Origin of the sequence: Methylobacterium sp. WL8, assembly GCF_008040045.1 — a bacterium.
Taxonomy (GTDB): Bacteria; Pseudomonadota; Alphaproteobacteria; order Rhizobiales; family Beijerinckiaceae; genus Methylobacterium; species Methylobacterium cerastii.
In genome coordinates, this window is record NZ_VRVF01000009.1 from 26500 (window position 1) to 49256 (window position 22757).

The 22757-nt window shown below is 71.7% G+C and carries 21 protein-coding genes; 15 read left to right on the forward strand and 6 right to left on the reverse strand.

Features of this window, described 5'->3' with window-relative positions; genetic code table 11:
• Nucleotides 1-279: 279 nt before the first annotated feature.
• A complete protein-coding gene (locus FV234_RS05450; RefSeq protein ID WP_147752203.1) occupies nt 280-522 on the forward strand; it encodes a type II toxin-antitoxin system prevent-host-death family antitoxin in 243 nt (80 codons plus the stop codon).
• Nucleotides 522-944, forward strand: coding sequence for a type II toxin-antitoxin system VapC family toxin (locus FV234_RS05455; protein WP_147828312.1), 423 nt, complete (start codon nt 522-524; stop codon nt 942-944). The genes FV234_RS05450 and FV234_RS05455 overlap by 1 nt, the downstream gene beginning before the upstream one ends.
• A gap of 80 nt (nt 945-1024) precedes the next feature.
• Here the strand turns inward: FV234_RS05455 and FV234_RS05460 are convergent, their stop codons facing one another.
• Both FV234_RS05460 and ispG read right to left on the reverse strand, forming a co-directional pair.
• Nucleotides 1025-3013: a potassium transporter Kup gene (locus FV234_RS05460; RefSeq protein ID WP_147828313.1), complete on the reverse strand. Its 1989-nt coding sequence runs from the start codon at nt 3011-3013 to the stop codon at nt 1025-1027.
• A 355-nt stretch (nt 3014-3368) separates the two neighbouring features.
• The gene (gene ispG / locus FV234_RS05465; protein WP_147752206.1) at nt 3369-4688 is read right to left on the reverse strand and encodes a flavodoxin-dependent (E)-4-hydroxy-3-methylbut-2-enyl-diphosphate synthase; all 1320 of its coding nucleotides are present in this window, start codon (nt 4686-4688) and stop codon (nt 3369-3371) included.
• Between the two features lie 449 nt (nt 4689-5137).
• On the opposite strand from ispG, the gene FV234_RS05470 reads away from it, so the two are divergent.
• The 3 genes from FV234_RS05470 to FV234_RS05480 all read left to right on the forward strand — a co-directional run bounded on the left by FV234_RS05470 (nt 5138) and on the right by FV234_RS05480 (nt 7900).
• The gene (locus FV234_RS05470; protein ID WP_147761796.1) at nt 5138-6277 is read left to right on the forward strand and encodes a patatin-like phospholipase family protein; all 1140 of its coding nucleotides are present in this window, start codon (nt 5138-5140) and stop codon (nt 6275-6277) included.
• An 80-nt stretch (nt 6278-6357) separates the two neighbouring features.
• The gene (locus FV234_RS05475; protein WP_147828314.1) at nt 6358-7011 is read left to right on the forward strand and encodes a sigma-70 family RNA polymerase sigma factor; all 654 of its coding nucleotides are present in this window, start codon (nt 6358-6360) and stop codon (nt 7009-7011) included.
• Between the two features lie 115 nt (nt 7012-7126).
• Complete coding sequence (locus FV234_RS05480; protein WP_147828315.1) at nt 7127-7900, forward strand: anti-sigma factor; 774 nt, start codon at nt 7127-7129, stop codon at nt 7898-7900.
• 7 nt (nt 7901-7907) lie between these two features.
• Here FV234_RS05480 and FV234_RS05485 read toward each other — a convergent pair whose 3' ends face one another.
• On the reverse strand, nt 7908-8894 hold the full coding sequence (locus FV234_RS05485) for a bifunctional riboflavin kinase/FAD synthetase (RefSeq protein WP_147828316.1): 987 nt from the start codon (nt 8892-8894) through the stop codon (nt 7908-7910).
• A 256-nt stretch (nt 8895-9150) separates the two neighbouring features.
• Between FV234_RS05485 and FV234_RS05490 the strand changes: the two genes are divergently transcribed.
• The 8 genes from FV234_RS05490 to FV234_RS05525 all read left to right on the forward strand — a co-directional run bounded on the left by FV234_RS05490 (nt 9151) and on the right by FV234_RS05525 (nt 18359).
• Complete coding sequence (locus tag FV234_RS05490) at nt 9151-10635, forward strand: ATP-binding protein (RefSeq protein ID WP_238270965.1); 1485 nt, start codon at nt 9151-9153, stop codon at nt 10633-10635.
• A gap of 1 nt (nt 10636) precedes the next feature.
• The gene (locus tag FV234_RS05495; protein WP_147828317.1) at nt 10637-12028 is read left to right on the forward strand and encodes a sigma-54 dependent transcriptional regulator; all 1392 of its coding nucleotides are present in this window, start codon (nt 10637-10639) and stop codon (nt 12026-12028) included.
• 96 nt (nt 12029-12124) lie between these two features.
• On the forward strand, nt 12125-12778 hold the full coding sequence (locus tag FV234_RS05500; protein WP_147828318.1) for a hypothetical protein: 654 nt from the start codon (nt 12125-12127) through the stop codon (nt 12776-12778).
• A 31-nt stretch (nt 12779-12809) separates the two neighbouring features.
• Nucleotides 12810-13271: a hypothetical protein gene (locus tag FV234_RS05505; RefSeq protein ID WP_147828319.1), complete on the forward strand. Its 462-nt coding sequence runs from the start codon at nt 12810-12812 to the stop codon at nt 13269-13271.
• A 98-nt stretch (nt 13272-13369) separates the two neighbouring features.
• Nucleotides 13370-14704 (forward strand): MFS transporter, encoded by a 1335-nt coding sequence (locus FV234_RS05510; protein ID WP_147828320.1) that lies wholly within the window; start codon nt 13370-13372, stop codon nt 14702-14704.
• A gap of 11 nt (nt 14705-14715) precedes the next feature.
• Nucleotides 14716-16053, forward strand: coding sequence for a metallophosphoesterase (locus FV234_RS05515; protein WP_246686121.1), 1338 nt, complete (start codon nt 14716-14718; stop codon nt 16051-16053).
• 79 nt (nt 16054-16132) lie between these two features.
• A complete protein-coding gene (locus FV234_RS05520) occupies nt 16133-17386 on the forward strand; it encodes an arsenic transporter (protein WP_147828322.1) in 1254 nt (417 codons plus the stop codon).
• Between the two features lie 43 nt (nt 17387-17429).
• Nucleotides 17430-18359: a DMT family transporter gene (locus FV234_RS05525; RefSeq protein ID WP_147752215.1), complete on the forward strand. Its 930-nt coding sequence runs from the start codon at nt 17430-17432 to the stop codon at nt 18357-18359.
• 26 nt (nt 18360-18385) lie between these two features.
• Here FV234_RS05525 and FV234_RS05530 read toward each other — a convergent pair whose 3' ends face one another.
• Both FV234_RS05530 and FV234_RS26080 read right to left on the reverse strand, forming a co-directional pair.
• On the reverse strand, nt 18386-20098 hold the full coding sequence (locus FV234_RS05530) for a thiamine pyrophosphate-binding protein (protein WP_147828323.1): 1713 nt from the start codon (nt 20096-20098) through the stop codon (nt 18386-18388).
• A 135-nt stretch (nt 20099-20233) separates the two neighbouring features.
• Nucleotides 20234-20551 carry a hypothetical protein gene (locus tag FV234_RS26080; RefSeq protein ID WP_187273589.1) on the reverse strand — a complete coding sequence of 106 codons (318 nt, stop codon included), beginning with the start codon at nt 20549-20551 and terminating at the stop codon, nt 20234-20236.
• 333 nt (nt 20552-20884) lie between these two features.
• Here FV234_RS26080 and FV234_RS05540 point away from each other — a divergent pair, with 333 nt between their 5' ends.
• Complete coding sequence (locus tag FV234_RS05540; RefSeq protein WP_147828324.1) at nt 20885-21595, forward strand: sigma-70 family RNA polymerase sigma factor; 711 nt, start codon at nt 20885-20887, stop codon at nt 21593-21595.
• A gap of 118 nt (nt 21596-21713) precedes the next feature.
• A complete protein-coding gene (locus FV234_RS05545; protein WP_147828325.1) occupies nt 21714-22271 on the forward strand; it encodes a metallophosphoesterase in 558 nt (185 codons plus the stop codon).
• 21 nt (nt 22272-22292) lie between these two features.
• Here the strand turns inward: FV234_RS05545 and FV234_RS05550 are convergent, their stop codons facing one another.
• The gene (locus FV234_RS05550; protein WP_147828326.1) at nt 22293-22721 is read right to left on the reverse strand and encodes a GFA family protein; all 429 of its coding nucleotides are present in this window, start codon (nt 22719-22721) and stop codon (nt 22293-22295) included.
• Nucleotides 22722-22757: the final 36 nt, after the last annotated feature.

Here is a 22757-nt window from a genome sequence, read left to right on the forward strand (position 1 = left end):
AGGGCTCGACGGCTCGGGTGGGATGCAAGGCCCGCCGAACCGCGACGCCCCCCGGGTCCGCACGTCGTTCTCAGAATGAATTCAATCTACGGCATGCCCGCTCCGCGGTGCAACGCGGGCAAACGACCGCACGCGACGCGAGCCCGGCGCCGGGGGCATGCCGTGTGCGGTGGCGCACGCAATGGGAATCGGGCTTCGAGATCGTCTGGAAGATTGTCGCCATGCGGCTCTTGGACTAAATGACTATCTGAATGGTCATGAAGGTGGGTGGAGGTTTCTATGGCGACGGTCAGCCTTGCCGAAGCGAAGGCGCATCTCAGCGCCCTCGTCGATAGGGTCATCGCAGGTGAAGCCGTCACCATCACCCGCCGCGGACGAGAAGTCGTGCGGCTGAGCGCCGTGTCGGAACCGAAGCGGAAGGTCGATCTCGACGCCCTGAGGGCGGTCACGGCACAGATGCCGTTCCAAGACGAAGGTGCAGCAGACTTCATTCGGGCGATGCGCGACGACGAGCGCTATTGATGCCCTACCTCGATACGTCCGTCCTGGTTGCAGCGCTGACTACCGAAGCGAACACGGGACGGATGCAAGAATGGCTCGCCGCCCAGAGGGCCGACGACCTTGCCATCAGTGCTTGGGTCGTAACGGAATTCTCGGCAGCGCTTTCGATCAAGGTCCGAACAGGCGCAATCGATGGAGTGCGGCGATCCGTGGCGCTTGCCGCTTTCGCACAGCTTTCGTCCGCCTCGTTCCGAATGTTGCCTGTGACCGGAGCGACGTTTCGATCCGCAGCGCGATGCACCGATCAGGCGCGGCTGGGCCTACGAGCGGGCGATGCCTTGCACCTCGCGATCGTCATGGACGAAGGCCTGGTTCTCGCCACGCTCGACAAGCGCCTGGCGGAAGCCGGCGCGGCTCTGGGCGTGCCGACCGACCTTCTCTGACGGCAGCCTCGCTCTGACGGCAGCCTCGCTCCGACCGGCAAGCCTCGCTCTGACCGGCAAGCGTCGGATGGCACCAAGCCTCAGACCGTGACCTGCGTCCCGACCTCCACGACCCGGCCCGTCGGGATCTGGAAGAAGTCCGTCGCGTCGTTGGCGTTCTTGGCCAGGGTGATGAAGATCCGGTCCTGCCACAGCGGCATCCCGGAATGGGCGGCGGGGCGGATCGAGCGGCGCGACAGGAAGAACGACGTCGCCATGATGTCGAACTTGAAGCCCTGCTTGCGCAACAGCACGAGGGTCTTGGGGATGTTCGGCGTCTCCATGTAGCCGAACTTCATCACGACCTTGAAGAAGCCCGGCCCGATCGGCTCGAGCCGCACCCGGTCCGGCCCGTTGGCGCGGGGGGTGTCGACGGTCTCGACCGTGAGGATGACGTTCTTCTCGTGCAGCACCTTGTTGTGCTTGAGGTTGTGCAGCAGCGCCGCCGGCGCGATCTCGGGGTCGCTCGTCAGGAACACCGCGGTGCCGCGCACGTGGTGCGGCGGGCTCTTCTCCAGCATGCCGACGAGCTCGAGGATCGGCACGTCGGTCTTGCGGGTCTTGTTGAACAGGATCGTGACGCCCCGCACCCAGGTCCACATCAGCACGATCAGGCCGGCGGCCAGCAGCAGCGGGACGTAGCCGCCTTCCAGCACCTTGAGCAGGTTCGATAGCAGGAACAGGAACTCGATGACGATGAACGGCAGCATCAAGGCGGCGGCCGCCACCGGCGACCAGCGCCACAGCCGCCAGACCACGAGGAAGGTCATGCTCGCGGTGAGCAGCATCGTGCCGGTGACCGCGATGCCGTAGGCTGAGGCCAGGGCCGAGGACGAGCGGAACACCACCGCCAGCACCACGACGCCGACCATCAGGAGCACGTTGATCTGCGGCAGGAAGATCTGCCCCGAATGCGACTCGGAGGTGTGGCGGATCTCAAGCCGCGGCAGCAGCCCGAGCTGGATCGCCTGCCGGGACAGCGAGAACGCCCCGGTGATCACCGCCTGGCTCGCGGTGACGGTGGCCAGCGTCGCGAGGATCACCATCGGCAGCAGCGCCCATTCGGGAAACAGCTGGAAGAACGGGTCGGTGGTGTCGGGCTTCTCCAGCACCAGGGCCGCCTGGCCGAGGTAGTTCAGCGCCAGCGACGGGAAGACCAGGCCGATCCAGGCGATCTGGATCGGACGCCGTCCGAAATGCCCGAGGTCGGCGAACAGCGCCTCCGCGCCGGTGACGGCCAGGAACACCGCGCCCAGCGCCACGAGCGCGCCGGTGCCGTGGCCGAGCAGGTAGTGCACGGCGTACCACGGGTTCAGCGCCTTGAAGACCGCGAGGTTTCCGAAGATGTGCGGCACGGCCGCCAACGCCAGGGCCGCGAACCACACCACCATCACCGGGCCGAAGAAGGCGGCGACCTTGCTGGTGCCGCGACTCTGCACGAGGAACAGCGCCAGGATGATCGCCACGGTGATCGGCAGCACCGAGCCCTCGAAGGCCGGCGTGACGAGCTTCAAACCCTCCACCGCCGAGAGCACCGAGATCGCCGGGGTGATCACCGCGTCGCCGTAGAACAGGGCCGCGCCGAGCAGGCCGAGGGCGAACACGATCCGCGATCCGCCGAGCGCCTTCCGCGCCAGCGCCATCAGCGAGAGGATGCCGCCCTCGCCGTTGTTGTCCATGCGCAGCAGGATCGCGACGTACTTCACCGTCACGATCAGGAACAGCGCCCACAGGATCAGCGAGGCGGTGCCGAGCACCTCCTCGGGCAGCAGGATGTTGTCGTAGCGGGCCGGCACCAACGCCTCGCGGAAGGCGTAGAGCGGGCTGGTGCCGATGTCGCCGTAGACCACGCCGACCGAGCCGACCGCCAGCGTCCACAGCCCCGGGGCGGCATGGCCCTGGCTCTGCCCCTCGACGGGATCGAGGGTGCCGGCCGGCAGGCTCGCGGCCCCGGGCGCGGTCGCCGCGGGTTTGTCCGGCACGGCGCCGGGCTGAGCGGCAGGACCGCTCGGTGTGGCAGGGTGTGTCATCGGGTGCGTTCGAGGCTCAGGCCTGCGCGGCGTTTCGCGGTGTGGCGCATCGAAGGTCCCACCGGAGGATGCGACCGTGTGCGTGAAATGAACCCGCGCGGTCGCGGGGCCCGCCGCTCACGGGGCCTTCGAGGCCCTGCTATCACGCCGGCGCCCGAGCGGGAACAGGGCGGTTCCCAAGCCGCTCTTCCTTCCCCCTCTGCGGGGGAGGGTGGCCCGCGCAGCGGGTCTGGAGAGGGGAGCGCGTTGTCCGGAAAGGTCGCTCCCCTCTCCCGACCCTCGCTGACGCGAGGCCCATCCTCCCCCGCAGAGGGGGGAGGGAAGAGCGCGTGTGACGCTTTACAATCGGGCCGTCCTACTCCGCGGCGTTGCGCGCGCCCTGGCCGAAGCGGCGCTCGATGTAGTCGATCACCACCGTCTCGAAGTCCTTGGCCAGGGTCGCGCCGCGGAGCGTCATCGCCTTCTTGCCGTCGATGAAGACCGGCGCAGTCGGGGTCTCGCCGGTGCCCGGCAGCGAGATGCCGATGTCGGCGTGCTTCGATTCGCCGGGTCCGTTGACGATGCAGCCCATCACCGCGACGTTCAGGCCCTCGACGCCCGGATAGGTCTTCTTCCACTCCGGCATCGAGGTGACGATCCAGTTCTGGATGTCGCGGGCGAGTTCCTGGAACGTGGTCGAGGTGGTGCGGCCGCAGCCGGGGCAGGCCGCGACCATCGGCACGAAGGTGCGGAAGCCCATGGTTTGCAGCAATTCCTGGCTGGCCTTCACCTCGACGGTGCGGTCGCCGCCGGGCTCCGGCGTCAGCGAGTAGCGGATCGTGTCGCCGATGCCCTCTTGCAGCAGCACGCCGATGGCGGCCGACGCCGCGACCAAGCCCTTCGAGCCCATGCCGGCCTCGGTGAGGCCGAGGTGGATCGCGTAGTCCGAGCGGCGGGCGACCTCGCGGTAGACCGCAATCAGGTCCTGCACCGCCGAGACCTTGGCGGAGAGGATGATGCGGTCCTTCGGCAGGCCCAGCTCCACGGCGCGCTCCGCCGAGGAGAGCGCCGACTGCACCATCGCCTCGCGCATCACCGCGCGGGCGTCGATCGGCCGGGGAAGCCTCGCGTTCTCGTCCATCAGGTGGGTGAGCAGCGCTTCGTCGAGCGAGCCCCAGTTCGCGCCGATGCGCACGGTCTTCCCGTAGCGGATCGCCTGCTCGATGATCGTCGAGAACTGGACGTCCTTCTTCTCCTTGAAGCCGACGTTGCCCGGGTTGATCCGGTACTTCGCCAGCGCCTCGGCGCAGGCCGGATGGTCGGAGAGGAGCTTGTGGCCGATGTAGTGGAAGTCGCCCACCAGCGGCACGTGGCAGCCGATGCGGTCGAGGCGCTCGCGCACCTTCGGCACGGCGGCCGCGGCCTCGTCGCGGTCGACGGTGATGCGGACCAGCTCCGAGCCGGCCCGCGCCAGCTGGGCGACCTGCGCCACCGTGGCGTCGATGTCGGCGGTGTCGGTGTTGGTCATCGACTGCACGACGACCGGTGCCCCGCCGCCGACGATCACCGCGCCTTCGCCCTCGCCGACGCGCACGCCGACGGTGCGGTGCCGCGGAGCCGGCCCGGCGATCTCCGGTCCGGTCAGGCCCGCGACCTGCGCGGCGAGCGGGTTCTGGTCGAGGCTGGCGGCTTGCATGGCTTCCATCGTGGACCTTCGTTCAAGGCCTTGGTGTTTCGCGGGGCGCGATCGGCCGGCGGCTGCGCGCAGCATGCGATCGCGTTACGCCCTCGATCGTTTAGCTGCGATTGACGCATGACCGCGTCAATCCCGCGGCCCTGCATGTCTGCACCGCGCGTGTCATGTCGCATCCGCCCGGCGATGTCGAGTTCGCGCACGCCACAGCTCAGGCCGATCGTTCTCCGCGTGCCCCGGAAAGGCGTTGCCCGCCAACGGGATCGCGCGCTCCGCCGTCGGATTCCGAGCGTGCCCCTGCGATGCCGACACCGCCGATCGCCCCGCCTCCGGCAGGGCCGATTCGCGGAACCGTCGGGCGTTCGCCGCGCTTGCGCCGCCGCCACGTCCGTAGGAAAATGCTGCGGTGCGTGCGTTGATATTGCAGTGCAACAACCCATGTCGAGGCGATGATGACGTTGACCTCAAAGTCCTCCACCGATCGTCCCGAGCCGGACAACCCGGCCACCGCCGTGCCCGAGCCGGTCTCCGACGGCATCGCCGACAGCCCTTCCGCGCACCCGTCGCACCACGTGCTCGCAGGGCCGCGGGCCGAGAAGAACGTGGCGCTCGCGCTTCAGGGCGGCGGCGCGCACGGCGCCTTTACCTGGGGCGTCCTCGACGCGCTGATCGAGGACGGGCGCCTCGGCTTCGAGGCGGTGACGGGGGCGAGCGCCGGCGCGATGAACGCCGTGGTGATGATCGACGGCTGGCTCGCGGGCGGTCCCGAGGGCGCCCGCGCCGGGCTGGAGCGGTTCTGGCGCGAGGTCAGCCTCGACGGAGACTTCTCCCCCGGCCAGCGCAGCCTGTTCCACGGGATGTTCGGTGCCCTGAAGGGCAACCCGGTGATCGAGTTCTGGTCGAAGGTGCTGACGCCGAGCCCCTACGTCTCGAACCCGCTCAACATCAACCCGCTGCGCAAGGCGCTGGCCGCCCAGGTCGACTTCGAGCGCCTGCGCGAATCGAACACCGCCGGCGTCTTCGTCTCGGCCACCAACGTCTGGACCGGCAAGCTCGCGGTGTTCGAGCGCGAACGTCTCACCGTCGATCACCTGATGGCCTCGGCCTGCCTGCCGACCGTGTTCCAGGCGGTGGAGATCGACGGCGTGCCCTATTGGGACGGCGGCTACCTCGGCAACCCGCCGCTCTATCCGCTGCATCGCGGCGCGGTGACCCGCGACATCGTCCTGGTGCAGATCAACCCGGTGGAGCGTCGCGAGACCCCGCGGACCGAGAAGGAGATCCAGGACCGGCTGAACGAGATCACCTTCAACGCCAACCTGATGCGCGAGCTGCGCGCGATCGACTTCGTCGACGGGCTGATCGAGGAGGGCGTGCTCGGCCAGGGCCAGTACCAGCGGGTGCTGGTCCACCGCATCGACGGCACCGACGCGCTGGAGGACTACAACGCCGCCTCGAAGCTCGACGCCCGCTGGCGCGTGTTCCAGCGCCTGCGCGACAAGGGCCGCGGCGCCGCGCAGGCTTGGCTCGCCGAGCATTACGAGAAGATCGGCCGCGACTGCTCCCTCGACCTGCAGAAGGCGTATCAGTAGGCGCTCCGCGCGGGATCGTCTCAAACGGGATTCTCGCTGCGCGGGTGGATTAAAGCCGCGCGCGGGTCCGTTTACGCTCCATGATCGCCGACAAGACCAAGCGTCCCGACATCGTCGACCTGCTGGTGCCGCTACGGCGCTACGCGCGCTCGCTCACCCGCGACACCCTGCGGGCCGACGACCTCGTGCACGACACGCTGGTCCGCGCGCTGGAGGCGGAAGGCAGCCTCCGGCCGAACACCAACCTGCGCACCTGGATGATGACGGTGCTGCACAACGTCTTCATCGACGACCAGCGCCGCAAGCGCGTCGAGACCCGCCACGCCGACGTCCTGGTGCAGATGCACGAGGAGGTGGCGCCGCCGGCCCAGGAGGGCCAAGTCCGCCTCGCCCAGATCCGCCGCGCCTTCCTGACGCTCCCCGAGGAGCAGCGCGCCGCCCTCCACCTCGTCACCCTCGAAGGCATGGCCTACGCCGACGCGGCGGCGGTTCTCGGCATCCCGATCGGCACATTGATGTCGCGTCTCGGGCGCGGCCGGGCGGCGTTGCGCGCCTTCGAGGAGGGCGAGGGCGGCGCGCGGGAGGGCACGGCGCGGAAAGCTCCCGGAAATGCTGCCAAGGAGCCGCGTGCGCGCGGGCCGGAGCGGCCGGGCCTGCGCCTCGTCGCCCGCGACGGCCGCACCGAGGGGCCGGGCGACGCCCCCTACTTCCGTCGCGCCGTCGGGGACTTCTGACCCCGCGGAACGGGACGACGCCGGACGCGGTAGGCACCCCGGCGCGACGAGACGAACGGGCGGCAGGGCGGCGCCCCGCGTCGAGGACGACGAACGAGACGACAGGACGAGCGCGATGACCGACCCGATTGCAGACACCGACCTCATCGCCTTCGTCGACGGGCAGCTCGACGTGATGCGCCGCCTCGACGTGGAGGCGTACCTCGCCGGCCACCCCGACGTCGCCGCCCGGGTGATGGCCGAGATGCACGACCGCGACGCGCTGCGCGAATCCTTCGCCCCGTCGCCGGGCCCGGGGCCCGACCGGCTACGCCTCGCCGCCCGCCGCCTCGACCGGTCGCTGCGCTGGAGCTCGTTCGCGTCGCGTCTCAAGCGGGCGGCAGCGATCGCCGTGCTCGTCGGCGCCGGCTGGCTCGCGCACAGCGAGGTCGGCCAGTTCGGCGTGCCCGACACCTTCGCGTCGCCGGTCGACCCGGCCCTCGTCGCCGACGCGCAGCAGGCGCGCGAGGTGGCTCGGCTGCGCGCCCGCATCGGCGCGCAGGGCGCGCCGGCCTACGACCGCGACCGGCTTTCGGCCGCCACCGGCATCGCGCTCCCCGCCCTGCCGGACGGCTGGACCGTGCGCGACGTGCAGGTGTTTCCCGCCCGCAGCGGCACCGGGATCGAGGTGGCGTTCGCCGCCGGCGACCTCGGCGAGGTCTCGCTGTTCGCGACCCGGCGCCGCTCGTCCGGCCTCGTGCAGGCGGCCGGGCTCGCCACCGACGTGGAGGATGCCGGCGACGGCGCGACGCTCGCCTGGACCACCGGCGACTCGGCCTACGCCGTCAGCGGCGGCCACGACGCGAAGGATTTGCGGCACGCGGCCCTGGCTTTGGCCGCCGCGCCCTGAGGGCGGCTCAGCCGAGCATCGACGGCGTCCGGTCGGCGGCGAGCATCGTGCGCGCCTCGGCCGAATCGACGTCCATCCGGGCGATCAGCGCCTCGGCGCTCGAGAACCGCTCCTCGCCGCGGATGAAGCCCACGAGTTCGACCGCGATCTCCTGCCCGTAGAGGTCGCCCGAGAAGCCGAACAGGTTCACTTCCAGGAGCGGCGCGCCGTCGTCGAAGGTCGGGCGGCGGCCGTAGCTCGCCACGCCGTCGCGCATCGTGTCGTCGGGCAAGCGCACGCGCACCGCGTAGATGCCGTGGGCGAGCGCGCACTCGGTGAGGGCGAGGTTGGCGGTCGGGTAACCCAGCGTGCGCCCGCGCTTGTCGCCGTGCCGCACGGTGGCGAGCACGAACCAGCGGTAGCCGAGCAGCGCGTTGGCACGGGCCACGTCGCCCTCCGCCAGCGCCCGCCGGATCGCGCTCGACGAGACCGGCTCGGCCTCGCCGCCGTGCGCCACCGGCGCCACGACGCGGCAGGACAGGTCGATCTCGGCGCAGAGCGCCGCGAGCATCGCCGGCGTGCCCTCGCGTCCGCGCCCGAAATGGAAGTCGTGTCCGACGACGACGCCAGTGAGGCCGAGGTCGTCACGCAGCAGCCGCTCTACGAAGTCGCGCGCGCCGGTGCCGGCGAGTCCCGCGTCGAACCGGCGCACGATCACCCCGTCGAGGCCGAGCCGGCGGAAGACAATCTCGCGGGCGGCGACGCCGGTGAGGCGGAACATCGGCTTGTCGGGGGCGAAGTAGGCGCGCGGATGCGGCTCGAAGGTGAGGATCGCCGAGGGCGCGCCGGTCTCGGCGGCGGCTTCGCGCACTGCGGCCACCAGTTCGCGATGCCCGAGGTGGACCCCGTCGAAGTTGCCGATCCCCGCGACTGCGCCGCGCAGGGCTGCCGGCACCGGCTCGTCCTCGCGGCAGATCGTGAAGGGCCCGGGAGCCGTCTCGTCGCCTGACGCCATCGGGAGCTTTTGCGGATCGTCCAGTGCGGCGGCCCTCGCCGGAACCGCGGATTGCAGCTCCGCGGACCCTGTCGAAAACCGCCGGGGCGGTCAAGCGAGAGCGGCGCGCTGGGGACCGAACATCGCAAGGCGTTCCGTCCGCTTGGTCGGCCGGGCGGAACATGCGACGACCGGCAGCATCCGAGGCGGTGGCGCCCGGCCGTTGAGGGGGGCGACGACGCCCGGTGCGCGAGATCCGCTTCGAGCAAGGCCGGCGATGGCGCGGCCGGTGATCCCGCGCTCGCTGCGGGCGCGGCTGCTCGCGCTCTGGCTGCTGCTTCTCGCCTCCGCCGCGGCCACCGGCTACCTGCTGTTCGCGTTCTACAGTCAGTCGGCCGACGTGCAGGTCGGCCAGGCCGAGGTCGCGGTCGCCCGCGCCTGCCGCGAGATCGTCGACCGCACCGCCTTCGTCACCGGCGCGATGGCCTCGACGCGGATCGTCGACGCCAGCCTTCGCGCCGACCTCGCCGACGCGGTGAGCGTGGCGCTCGCCCGGTCGCCCGGCGTCGAGGGCGGGGTCTGGACCGCCGCCGAGGGCTCGGTCGCCTACGCCTTCCCGACCTACGAGGGCACCGGGCCCAAGACCGACCTGCCGTCGGCCGAGCGCGAGAGCATCGCGCAGATCAACGCCGACGCGCTGCGCACCGAACGGCCCGCGGCGCTCCGCCGCCCGAGCCGGACTCAGGCGTTGTTGCTCCAGGCCTGCCCGCTGCGCGGCCCGATCGCCGGCGCGACCGCCTGGACCATGGCGCGGATCCAGACCGACCACGGCCCAGCCTACCGGCAGCTGCTCGCGGGCTTCGCCTTCCTCGCCGCCACCGTGCTCGGCTCGGCCCTGTTCCTCGGCCGCTTCCTCTACGGCTTTTCCGGCCACATCGCCCGGCTGAAGGCTCAGCTCGCCGCGCCGCGCTCCGAGCGCGGCGACCTGCCCGACCTCGCGCCCACCGGCGAGCCGGAGCTCGACCGCCTCGTCGATGCGTTGAACGCAGCGAGCGCGCGCCTGCGCGAGGCGCAAGGGCGCGCCGTCGCGGCGGAAAAGCTCGCCGCGGTCGGGCGCCTGTCGGCGAGCGTCGCCCACGAGATCCGCAACCCCCTGTCGGCCATGCGCCTCAAGGCCGAGAACGCCCTGGCGAGCGGCGACCCGGCCCGCGCCCGCGGCGCCATCGAGACCGTGCTGCAGCAGGTCGCGCGCATCGACGGCCTCCTCGCCGACCTCCTCGGGCTGACGCAGACGCGGCCCCCCGTGCGGGCGCCCGCCGACGTCGCCGCCCTCGTCGAGGCCAGCGCCCACCTGCACGAGGACCTCGCCCGGGAGCAGAGCGTGCGGCTCGCCGTCGAGACCGACGGGCTGCCGCCCGGCGCCCGGGTCTCGATCGACGCCGGCCAGGTCGCCCGGGCGCTGGACAACCTCGTGCTCAACGCGCTCCAGCACGTGCCCGAGGGCGGCCTCGTCCGGCTCGCCGCCGCCCGGGTCGGGGAGGGCGGCGGCGCGCGCCTGCTGCTGACGGTGTCCGACACCGGGCCGGGCGTCCCCGCCGCGATCCGGGCCGAGCCGTTCGAGCCCTTCGCCACCGGGCGCCCCGACGGCACCGGCCTCGGCCTCGCCATCGTGCGCGAGATCGCCCGCGCCCACGACGGCGAGGTCCGGCTGATGGAATCGACCGTCGGCGCCACCTTCGAGATCGACCTGCCATGGCTGTGAGATGGCGCTGATCCTGATCGTCGACGACGACGCGGCATTGGCCGAGAGCTTGGCCGAGACCATCGCCGACCTCGGCCATCGCCCCCTCGTGGCGGCGTCGGGCCGCGACGCGCTGTCGCGGCTGGCGGCCGAGCCGCGGGTGGCCGCGATCCTCCTCGACCTGCGCATGCCGGGCGACCTCGACGGCATGGCGGTGCTCGCCCGCATCCGCGCGCAGGACAGCCCCCCGCCGGTCACCGTGCTCACGGCCTACGCCAACGCCGGCAACACCATCGAGGCGATGCGCCTCGGCGCGCACGACCACCTGACGAAGCCCGTCGGCCGGGCCGACCTTGCGGCGGTGCTGGCGGCGATGCTCGAACGGCCGGCGATCCCGTCGAGCTCTGCCGTCGAGCCCGGCCCCGGCGACGGCCTCGTCGGGTCGAGCGCCGGGATGCGGCGGGTCCAGAAGACGATCGGCTTGGCCGCCGACAGCGACGCGACCATCCTGATCCGCGGCGAGACCGGCACCGGCAAGGAGCTGGTGGCACGCGCGCTCCACACCTACGCCCGGCGGCGCACCGGGGCCTTCGTCCCGGTCAACTGCGCCGCGATCCCCCGCGACCTCCTCGAGAGCGAGCTGTTCGGCCACGTCCGCGGCGCCTTCAGCGGCGCGGTGACGGACCGGCCCGGCGCCTTCCGGGAGGCGCAGGGGGGAACGCTGTTCCTCGACGAGATCGGCGACATGCCGCGCGAGATGCAGGCGAAGATCCTGCGGGTGATCCAGGACAAGGTGGTGGCGCCGGTGGGCGGCCGCCCGGTCGCCGTCGCGGTGCGCGTGGTCGCGGCCACCCACCGGGACCTGCCGGGGATGGTCGCCGCCGGCACGTTCCGCGAGGACCTGTACTATCGCCTCAACGTCGTGCCGATCGCGCTGCCGCCCCTGCGCGAGCGCCTCGCCGACATCCTGCCGCTGGCCGAGCACTTCCTGGCCGGCGCCGGGCTCGGGGGCAAGCGCCTGACCGCGGCGGCCGCCGCGCGGCTGCTCGGCCATGCCTGGCCGGGCAACGTGCGCGAGCTGCGCAACGTGATCGAGCGCGCCGGCGTGCTCGTGCGCGGCGACGCGATCGACGCGCAGGACCTCGACCTGCCCGCCGCCTCCCGCAAGCCCGAGCCGGTGGACTGGCTCTCCGGAGACCTGCCCGGCGCCGTCGCGCGGCTGGAGGCCGCGATGATCGCAGCCGCCCTGGAGGCGGCCGGCGGCAACCGCACCGCGGCGGCCCGGCGCCTCGGCATCCAGCGACAGCTGCTCTACGCCAAGATCGAGCGCTACGGCCTCGGCGCACCGCCGGACGGGACCGACCTGTCCGATATTCCGACGGATGCCGTCGTGAATCCCGACGGTCGAGCTTGACCGTTGCACGCGCAACTGTCTGATCCGTAAGCTTTTTGTCCGTGGCACGGAGGGTGCCATGGCCCTCCCGTGATGTCATTGCGACAGGGAGGCTTCGTGCGACACGGTCAAACGCTCATCGCGTCCGCGATCCTGGCGCTCGCCGCGTCATCGGGCGGTGCGACGGCGCAGTCGGTGTTCGATCCGAGCGGCTTGCCTCAGACTCGCGGGACAGTGCGGCAGTACACGCTGACGCCGCGAGGCGACGTCGACGGCCTGATCCTTACCGACGGCACCGAGGTGAAGGCGCCGCCCCATCTCAGCGCGCAGCTCGTCTTCGCGGTGCGCCCGGGGGACGCCGTCACGATCCACGGCCTCAAGGCCCGCGCATTGCCGCTGGTGGATGGCAGCCTGATCCGCAACGACGCCACCGGGGCGACGGTGGCCGACCTCGGCCCGCCCCGGCGCGACCGCGCCGAGACGACGGTGAGCGGGCGCGTCGGCATGGCGCTGCACGGCAAGCGCGGCGAGATCAACGGCGTCCTGCTGGAGGACGGCACGCAGGTGCGGTTGCCGCCGCGGGAAGCCGAGCGCTGGAGCGTCGAGCTCCAGGCCGGGCGATCCCTGACCGTCCGCGGAATCCTCCTGCGCACCGCCCTCGGCACGGTGATGGAGGCGCACGCCGTCGGCGCCTCCGCCGGGGCGATGACCGAGATCGACCCTGGGCCGCCGCCGCCGCCACCGCCGGACGCTCCGCCGCCTCCGCGCTGAACCCAACGTTCCTCAACCCGTCGAGACACGCATGACCACCATGAAAGCCGCCGGCACCGTCTGGGGCGTCTTCGGCCACCGCTTCGCCATCGAGGGCGCCGACGGACGCCAACTCGCCGACCTCGGGCCGAAGGGCGCCGAGGGCGTCGCGCTCCGCGTCGGCGACGCGGTGACCGTCGAGGGCGAGAAGAAGCCCTCGGAGATCAAGGTCGCGCGGCTCACCACCGCCGACGGCACGGTGCACGCCGTCACCTGGCCCGACAAGCACGCCGGTTCGGAGGGCGACCCCGCCGCCGCGACCGCTGCCGCCGAGGCCGCCGGCTACCGTGTCACAGGCGAGCCGGAGCGCAAGCCCAAGCACGTCGAGGTGCCGGCCGAGAAGGACGGCCGCGCCGTCCGCCTGCACGTCGACCGCGACGGCACGGTGCGCGAGCCGAAGCCCAAGACCGAAGCGAAGACCGATTCCAAGTCCGCCTCCGCGGAGGCGGCCTAATCGGTCGACCGGGGCGGAACACCGCCGCGGTCGAGGACTTGAGCACGCGGCCGAGCGGAGCGATCCGCCCGGCCGCAGGACGGACGAGGGGGGACGGCGTGAGCACGACACAAGCGGGGGCGAGGGGCGGCACGGCCGACCCGGCGCCGACGGCGAAGACCCTGCGCGGGCTCGACGCCCTCAACTTCTTCCTCGCCGACGTGCGCGACGGCCTGGGGCCGTATCTCGCGATCTACCTGATCGCCGTGCGCGGGCCCGACCAGGGCTGGAACGAGGCGACCACCGGCCTGATCATGACGATCGCCGGCGTGGCCGGCCTGATCGCGCAGACGCCGGCCGGCGTGCTCATCGACAGCACCAACGCCAAGCGCGCCGTGGTGATCGCCGCCGCGCTCGCGGTGACGGCGAGCTGCCTCGCGCTGCCCTTCATCGGCAACTTCTACCTCGTCGCCGCGACCCAGTCGGTGGCGGGCGTCGCCGGGGCGATCTTTCCGCCCGCGCTCGCCGCCATCACCCTCGGGATCGTCGGCCCCAAGATGTTCTCGCGGCGGATCGGCCGCAACGAGGGCTTCAACCATGCCGGCAACGCCGTCTCCGCCGCCCTCGCGGGTGGGCTCGCCTACTTCTTCGGACCCGTCGTGGTGTTCTGGCTGATGGGGGGGCTCGCCGTCTGCTCCGTCGGCGCGATGCTGCTGGTGCCGGCCGACGCCATCGACGACGACCTCGCCCGCGGCATGACCAAGGAGCAGGAGGCGGCCCGGGACGCGGCGGGCAAGGACGACGCGCCGTCGGGCCTCGCCACCTTGCTCAAGAACAAGCCGCTGCTGCTCTTCGCCGGCCTGTGCGCGCTGTTCCACCTGTCGAACGCTGCGATGCTGACCTCGGTCGGGCAGCTCCTCACGCACTTGTCGGGCAAGGACCACGCGACCTCGTTGATCGCGATCTGCATCGTCGCCGCGCAATGCGTGATGGTGCCGGTGGCGATGTTCGTCGGCGCCAAGGCCGACGCGATCGGGCGCAAGCCGATCTTCCTCGCGGCCTTCGGCGTGCTGGCGCTCCGCGGCTTGCTCTACACGCTCTCCGACAACCCGTTCTGGCTCGTCGGCGTCCAGCTCCTCGACGGGGTCGGCGCCGGCGTCTACGGCGCGCTGTTCCCGGTGGTGGTGGCCGACCTGACCCGCGGCGGCGGACGCTTCAACGCGGCCCAGGGCGCGGTGGCGACCGCGCAGGGGCTCGGCGCCGCGTTCAGCGCGACCTTCGCCGGCCTGATCATCGTCTCGGCGGGCTACTCGGCCGCGTTCCTGGCGCTGGCGGCGACCGCCGGGCTCGGCTTCGTCCTCTACCTGACGCTGATGCCCGAGACGCGGGACGAGGCCGCGGTCGGGGGCGGCTCGGACGGCGGCATGTCGTCCGCGATGCCCGCGACCGCCTGATCGGACAGACCGTGGACGAAACCGCCCCCATGCCGCACGAGCCCCCGCCGAACGCCGCGAGCAGGACGCCGACCCGCGAACCGCTCGTGTTCCTGCATGTCGGCGACCTTCACCTCACGACGCCCGACGCCCGGAACGCCGACGACTTCCGCGCGATCCTCGATCAGATCGCGGCGATCGCGCCGCGGCACCTGTTCGATTTCGTCTACCTGCCGGGCGACCTCGCCGAGAACGGCTGGGCCTGCGAATACGCGATCCTCGCCGACGCCCTCGCCCGGCATCCGCAACTGCCGGTCCGTCTGATCCCCGGCGACCACGATCGCCAGCAGGGGGCGATGGACGACTTCCAGGCGTTCCATGCCGGGCTCCTGGCGTCGCGGGCGCTGGAACCGCCGCGCATCTGGACGCTCGACCAGCCGCCGGTGGGATCGCCGGTCGAGACATGGCCGACGGCGGAGATTCCGCATTACTGCGCGTGCGAGGACATCCGCGGCGTCCGCTGCCTGTTCGTCGACATCGTCAGCCCGGGCTACGGCCGGAAGGGGATCGGCCTCGATTTCCGGCTCGGGCCGCATCAGACGCTTTGGCTCAGCGAGGCGCTGGTGCGGGCGGCCGAGGACGGGGTCCCCGTCGCGGTCTTCATGCACGCCTATCCCGACGACCTGCGCGAGCCCGACGACCGGGCCGACGTCGGAGGGCTCTTCTGGGAGGCGGGCGTGCGCCTCGTGGAAATGGGCCACACCCATTACAACGAACTCGCGCATGACGGCCGCACGCTCTACGCGGCGGCGCGCTCGGTCGGGCAGAACGAGGACGGCTCGGTCGGCTACGCGGTGTCGGCGATCGATGGGCCGGTGACGAGCTGGCGCTTCAAGCCCCTCGACCGGCCGTGGCCGTTCGTGCTGATCACCAGCCCCGCCGACCGGCGCGTGGCGACGCGGCCGACGTCCAAGCGGAACACCGGCATGAAGGGGATCAAGCGGGGTCGGATCAAGGTCCGCGCCGTCGTGCTGTCGGAGGTGCCGCCGAAATACGTCCACTGCCGCGCCGGGACCGGCGCATGGCACCTGATGACCCTCGTGACGGGGCGCGTCTACGAGGCATGGCTTCCCTGGCCGAAGGGGGCCTCCGAGATCCAAGTCGAGGCCGTCCATCCGGACTGGAAGGGGCACGGGCCGGATCTCGTCGACACCGACGTGATCGAGCCGGTCACCGTCTTCGACGACCCGGACCTTGCGCTTTCGATCCCGACGAAGCCCGGAAGCGACGTGCCGCGAGTCGATGCGTGGCCCGAGAAGGGCGTGCGCGGCGACCAGCTCGGGCCCAACCGGGCCGGGCGCAAGTGGTGAGCGCCTGACACCAGGCTTTCGAGACGCAATGCGCCCTGCGGGGCGCCGGGGGACTATCGACGTGATCGCTGGACTGGCCATGACACCCAACCTCGCGACCTGGGGGATCGCGGGCGCCGCGACGCTCGGCGTGATCCTGCGGCCGTTCGGATGGCCGGAGGCGGTCTGGGCGGTGCTCGGGGCCGTCCTCCTCGTCGTCCTCGGGCTGCTGCCGTGGCACGATGCGCTCGACGGCGTCGCCAAGGGGACGGACGTCTACCTGTTCCTCGTCGGCATGATGCTGCTCGCCGAGATCGCGCGGAAGGAGGGCCTGTTCGACTGGCTCGCGACGATCGCGGTGCGGATGGCCAAGGGCTCGGCCACGCGGCTGTTCCTGCTGGTCTACGTCGTCGGCACGGTGGTGACGGTGTTCCTGTCGAACGACGCCTGCGCCGTGGTGCTGACGCCGGCGGTCTACGCCGCCACCAAGGCGGCGAAGGTCGAGAACCCGCTGCCCTACCTGTTCATCTGCGCCTTCATCGCCAACGCGGCGAGCTTCGTGCTGCCGATCTCGAACCCGGCCAACCTCGTCGTGTTCGCCGACCACATGCCGCCGCTGGGGGAATGGCTCAAGACCTTCGGCCTGCCCTCGGTGCTGGCGATCGTCACCACCTATCTCGTCCTGCGCGTCACGCAGAACGGCGTCCTGAAGAGCCAGGAGATCGCCACCGACGTCGAGGCCGCGTCGCTCGGGCTCGGCGGCAAGGTTGCGGGTGCCGGCATCGTCGCCACCGCGGTTGCGCTGATCGGGTCGTCGGCGGCCGGGATCGAGCTCGGCCTGCCGACCTTCATCGCGGGTCTGGCCACCACCCTCGTCGTCCTCGCGATCAAGCGCGGCGGCCTCGTCGCGGTGGTGAAGGACGTGTCGTGGAGCGTGCTGCCGCTGGTGGCCGGCCTGTTCGTCCTGGTCGAGGCGCTGGAGAAGTCCGGCGTCCTCAAGATGATCGCCGACCAGCTCAAGGCCTACGCCCAGGTCGACCCGGCAGGCACCGCCTGGGGCTCGGGCGTTGTCGTGGCGGTGGGCTCGAACCTCGTCAACAACCTGCCGGCGGGGCTGCTCGCCGGGGCCGCGGTCCACGCCGCCGCGGTCTCGAAGACCATCGCCGCCGCGATCCTGATCGGCGTCGACCTCGGGCCGAACCTCTCGGTCACCGGCTCGCTCGCCACGATCCTCTGGCTCACCGCGATCCGGCGCGAGGGCGAGGATGTCGGCTTCTGGCGCTTCCTCAAGCTCGGCCTGCTGGTGATGCCGCCGGCCCTCCTGCTGGCGCTCGCCGGCCTGCTCCTCGTCTGACCTCTCGCGTCAAAACCCCGTCTTTCGGACCGGAGATCCGCCCTTGAACGCCGCCCTGCTCTATCCCTTCATCCTGGTCGCCGGCGCCCTCCAGGCGCTGGGCAACTCCATGAACGCCCAGCTGCGGGGGCGGCTGGTGAACCCGTGGCTCGCGGCGACGGTGTCGTTCGCGCCGATCGTCTTCGTGTTCGCGACGCTGTTCTTCATCATGCCGACCCCGCTGCCGACCCTCGAGACCTTGGGCAAGATGCCCTGGTACGCGCCGCTCGGCGGCGTCGCCGGCGCGGTCGCGGTGTTCGGGGGCCTCGCCTTCATCGACAAGGTCGGCGCCGGGCCGTTCAACGGCCTCACGCTGACGGCCAACATCCTGGCCTCCCTCGCGATGGATTCGCTCGGCCTGTTCGGGCTTCAGGGCGGCGGCTTCAAGCCGCTGCCGTGGCTCGGCGGGCTGCTGATGGCGGTCGGCGTGGTGTTCATCGCCCGCACCACCGCCGACAAGGGCGGCGAAAAGGACGAGGGCCACGGCCTCAACCCGAAGCTGCTCTACCCGTTCATCGTCGTCGCCGGCATCCTGCAGGCGGTGGGCGTCGTCTGGAACTCGCAGCTGCGCGGCGCGCTCGTGAACCCCTGGCTCGCGGCCACCGTCTCGTTCCTGCCGGTGGTGTTCGTGTTCGCCCTGGTGTTCCTGGTGCGCCCGACCCCGCTGCCGAAGCGCGAGGACGTCGAGGGCGTGCGCTGGTGGATGCCGCTGGCCGGCATCACCGGTGCGGTGGCGGTGTTCGGCGGCCTGCTCTTCGTCGACACGGTCGGCGCCGGCGCCTTCAACGGCCTCCTGATCACCGCCAACCTGCTGACCTCGGTGGCGCTCGACCATTTCGGCTGGGTCGGCATGAAGCAGGTCAAGGCCGGCCCGTCACGGCTCGGCGGTGCCGCGCTGATGGTGGCCGGCATCCTGCTGATCTCGATCTTCTGACGATGCGGGCGCAGGCGGACGACGCGTCAACCGCCGGCGCCCTTACTCTGCTCTCCCTTGCTCTGCTCTCCCTTGCCCTGCGCCACCGCCCCGGCGCGAATCGCGTCGAGCGTCTGGGTCGGCGTCAGGGCCTGCGGGTCGACGAGGCAGTGCAGCATCGCGGGCAGCCCGGAGGCGAGCGCCCGCTCGAAGGCCGGCGCGAACTCCTCCGTCCGCGCCACCCGCTCGCCGTGGCCGCCATAGGCGCGGGCGAGGGCGGCGAAGTCCGGGTTGCCCAGCCGCGTGCCGGAGACGCGGCCGGGATATGTGCGCTCCTGGTGCATGCGGATGGTGCCGTACATGCCGTTGTCGAGCACCACTACGAGGATCGGGATCGCGTACTGCACGGCGGTCGCGAATTCCTGGCCGGTCATCAGCACGTCGCCGTCGCCCGCGAGCGCGACCACGATGCGCTCGGGCCGGATGCGCTTGGCCATGATCGCGGCGGGCACGCCGTAGCCCATCGAGCCCGAGGTCGGCGCGAGCTGGGTGCGGAAACGCCGGAACCGGTAGTAGCGGTGGATCCAGGTGGCGAAGTTGCCGGCCCCGTTGCACAGGATCGCATCGGGCGGCAGCCGTTCGCGCAGCCACGTCACGGCCTCGCCGTACTGGAAGGCGCCAGGCGTCGGGGCCGGGCGCTCGGACCAGTCGCGGTAGCTCGCATGCGCCGCCGCCGCCCGGCCGTGTGGGTTCGAGACGGGTGGCGGCGACGCCCGCAGCGCCGCCAGGAGCGGGCCGGGCGCGGACTGGATCGCCAGCGTCGGCTGGTAGACGCGGCCGAGCTCGTTCGCATCCGGGTGGGCGTGGACCAGCGGCAGGCCGGGATCGGGAATGCCGAGCAGGCGATAGGATTGCGCCGGCATCTCCGACAGGCGGCCGCCGACCATCAGCAGCAGGTCGGCCTCGCGGATGCGCGCGACGAGGGCCGGGTTCGGGCCGATGCCGAGCTCGCCGGCGTAGTTCGGATGGTCGGCGGGAAACAGGTGGGCGCGTCGGAACGAGGTCGCCACCGGCAGGTCCTCGGCCGCGGCGAAGGCGACGAGGTCGTCCCGCGCCGCCTCGCTCCAGCGCGAGCCGCCGACGAGCACGACCGGCTTTTGCGCGCCATCGAGCATCCGGCGCAGCGCGAAAACGTCCTCCGGCCGGGGCGCGGGCTCCGCCGGCGCGACGGGCCTCGCGTCCGCGACGGCGACGGCGTCGTCGAGCATGTCCTCCGGCAGCCCCACCACCACCGGGCCGGGGCGCCCCTGCATCGCCACCCGGAAGGCGCGGGCGATGAGCTCTGGGATGCGCGCGGCGTCGTCGACCTCGACGACCCACTTGGCCACCGTGCCGAACATCGCGCGGTAGTCGATCTCCTGGAAGGCGTCGCGGTCGCGCATGCCGCGGGCGACCTGGCCGACGAACAGGATCATCGGGGTCGAATCCTGCTGCGCCACGTGGAGGCCCGCCGACGCGTTGGTGGCGCCGGGGCCGCGGGTGACGAAGCAGACGCCCGGCCGGCCGGTGAGCTTGCCCGCCGCCTCGGCCATCATCGCGGCCCCGCCCTCCTGCCGGCAGACCAGCACGTCGACGTCCGTGTCGTAGAGCGCGTCGAGGACGGCGAGGTAGCTCTCGCCGGGGACGCAGGTCAGCCAGTCGACGCCCTGCGCCAGGAGCTGGTCGACGAGCACGCGCGCGCCGGTTCGGGTTCGGACCATCGGCGGTTTCCTCGCGCGGACCGGATCGGCCGCGCTCGCCCGACGCAGTCTGGTTCGCCCGGCTCCGAAGGCAAGGCCGTACTGCCCGGCCGGATGGAGGCTCTTCCGTGGGGAGGCCGCCGCACAGTCGGTGGTTCAGTCCGCCTCGTCCTCGGAGGCGGACATCGCATCGCGGAAGCGCCGCAGCCGGGCGCCGGCCGTCTTCGGTTCGGTCGCGCGCGCCGCGCTGAACGGAAGGGGAGGGGCATCGCGCAGGCCCGGCTCCGGTTGCGCCTGCACTACCGGCGCGCCGATCGCGGCCATCAGGACGCGCAGCCCATCGATCCATTCCTCGGCGTCGGCGAGCGAGGCGAAGCCCTCGCGCCTATACGTCTTGTCGGGCGCGACGGTGGCGGCTGCGTCGAACAGACCGTCGTCCCGGTCGTGGATGCGATAGGAAACTCGGCGAGACATGATGAATAGATACCTCAACCTTCCCCGCGCGAGAAGGTTGCCCGTGATGAAATCGGGCCTGATCGGATCGGTTCCGACTTGAGACCCACCTGCGACAGCCATGCGCGGCCCGTGCCGCGCACCCGCCCTAAAGTCCCGCCCCGCCTCGATTGCCCGCCTTCACCATCCGGGCCACGATGAGGCCAGAGCAAAGGGGTTCGTTGCTAAAGCAACGTTCCGTCGGAGTCGGTCACGGTTAAGGACCGTTCATCACCGGCTCAGAATTTAATATGCAATTACCTTAGACCGGCTCAAAAGAGCTTGACCGTGAGAACCTTGGGACGCTCCATCGGCATGACGCAAGCCATCTCCAACGGCCGGGACGAAACCTTCGACGCCGAGCTGGGCGCGGTCGACGTCGCGGCCGTCGTCCGCAACCATCTCGGCGGCGAGTTGCGCGCCTACTTCGCCCTGCCGGCGGGCGACGCCTTGCCGGAGCCGCTGCGCGCCCTGGTGCGCCGCTTCGAGGACGTGCTCGCGAGCCGCGGCGAGACGCCGACCACGGCGTTCCGCGACGACCTGATGGCCGTTCTCCCGGCGCTGCGCACCTTCGCGTTCTCGCTCGTCGGCGACATGAGCCGGACCGACGACCTGGTCCAGGAAACCTTGATGAAGGCCTGGATGAACCAGCACCGGTTCCAGGCGGGCTCGAACCTGGTGGCGTGGCTGTTCACGATCATGCGCAACCAGTTCTACACCGAGATCCGCAAGCGCAAGCGCGAGGTGGAGGATGCCGACGGCGTCCAGGCCGGCAAGCTGACCGCGGTGCCGGACCAGGAGGACGTCGTCACCCTCAAACGCCTCTACGCGGTCATGGAGACGCTTCCGGCGACGCAGCGCGAGGCGCTCCTCCTCGTCGGCGCCGAGGGCCTCACCTACGAGGAGGCCGCGGTGCGGCTGCAATGCCAGGTCGGCACGGTGAAGAGCCGGGTCAGCCGCGCCCGCGGGCAGCTCGCCGGCCTCCTCGGGCTCGAGAAGGAGCCGCCGCCGCGTCACGCGCCCTGAGGCGCGGCGCGGGAGCGCGGTCCGATGCCGCGTCGGCTGGCGCTGCCGGCGACGGGCGCCATCTCGGGTCTCTGCCGGGCGCACGGGCCCGGGCGGCCGAGGACCGGTCCGAAACCCCATGGCGACCTACTTCACGGCCGACACGCATTTCGGCGATGCCGACCTCGTCCGGCGCCGGCGCGGCGCCTTCGGCTCGGTCGAGGATCACGACGAGGCGCTGGTCGCCCGCTGGAACGCCCGCGTCGGCGTCGAGGACGAGGTCTGGCACCTCGGCGACTTCGCCGCCGAGGCCAGCCGAGACTATTGCGCGGCGATCTTCCGCCGGCTGAACGGCGTGAAGCGGCTGGTGCGCGGCAACCACGACACCAACCGCGTGCTCGACCTGCCCTGGGCGCAGCCGCCGGTGGACAGCGCCCGCATCAGCGTGGTCGACGCCGGCGGCACGTCGCGGAGGCTGTTCCTGTCGCACTATCCGCATCGCTCCTGGCCGGGCTTCTGGCGCGAGACCCGCCACCTCTACGGCCACACTCATGCCTGCCTGCCCGACACCAGCCGCTCCTGCGACGTGGGCGTGGACGCGCAAGACTATCGCCCGGTCGACCTCGCCGAGGTGCTCGCCCGGCTGGACGAAGCCGAGCAGGCGCCCGAGGAGATGGCGATCCGCGGCTTGCGCTGACTTGGCGCTGAGCCGGCGGCGTCAGTCCTCGGCCGGGACGAAGCGCAGCGTGCCCGCGCGCCGGGTCGGCGTCCCGGTGTCGCCGGTGTGCTTGATCCCGTCCATCACAGGCACCTCCGGGAAATCGAACGGGCTGACCCCGTCGAGGCAGGCGACGTTGACCGCGTACAGGTTTTGGTCGGACCGGCGCTGGTGATGGGTGTAGATCCCGCAGCGCGCGCAGAAGAAGTGTTGCGCCGTCCCGGTGTGGAAGCGGTAGCTCGTCAGCGCCGCCGCGCCCTGCAGGATCTCGACCCCGCCCGCCTCCGCCATCGCGACGACGGCGCCGCGCATCCGGCAGTTGGAGCAGGTGCAGCGGCGGATCGAACGGAAGCCGTCGCCCAGCGTCGCCGCGAAGCGCACCGCGCCGCAATGGCAGCCGCCGGTCCGGATGGTCGTGTCGTTCCTCATCTCGTCTCCTTCTGCAGGCTTGGTCTGCGCATGCCG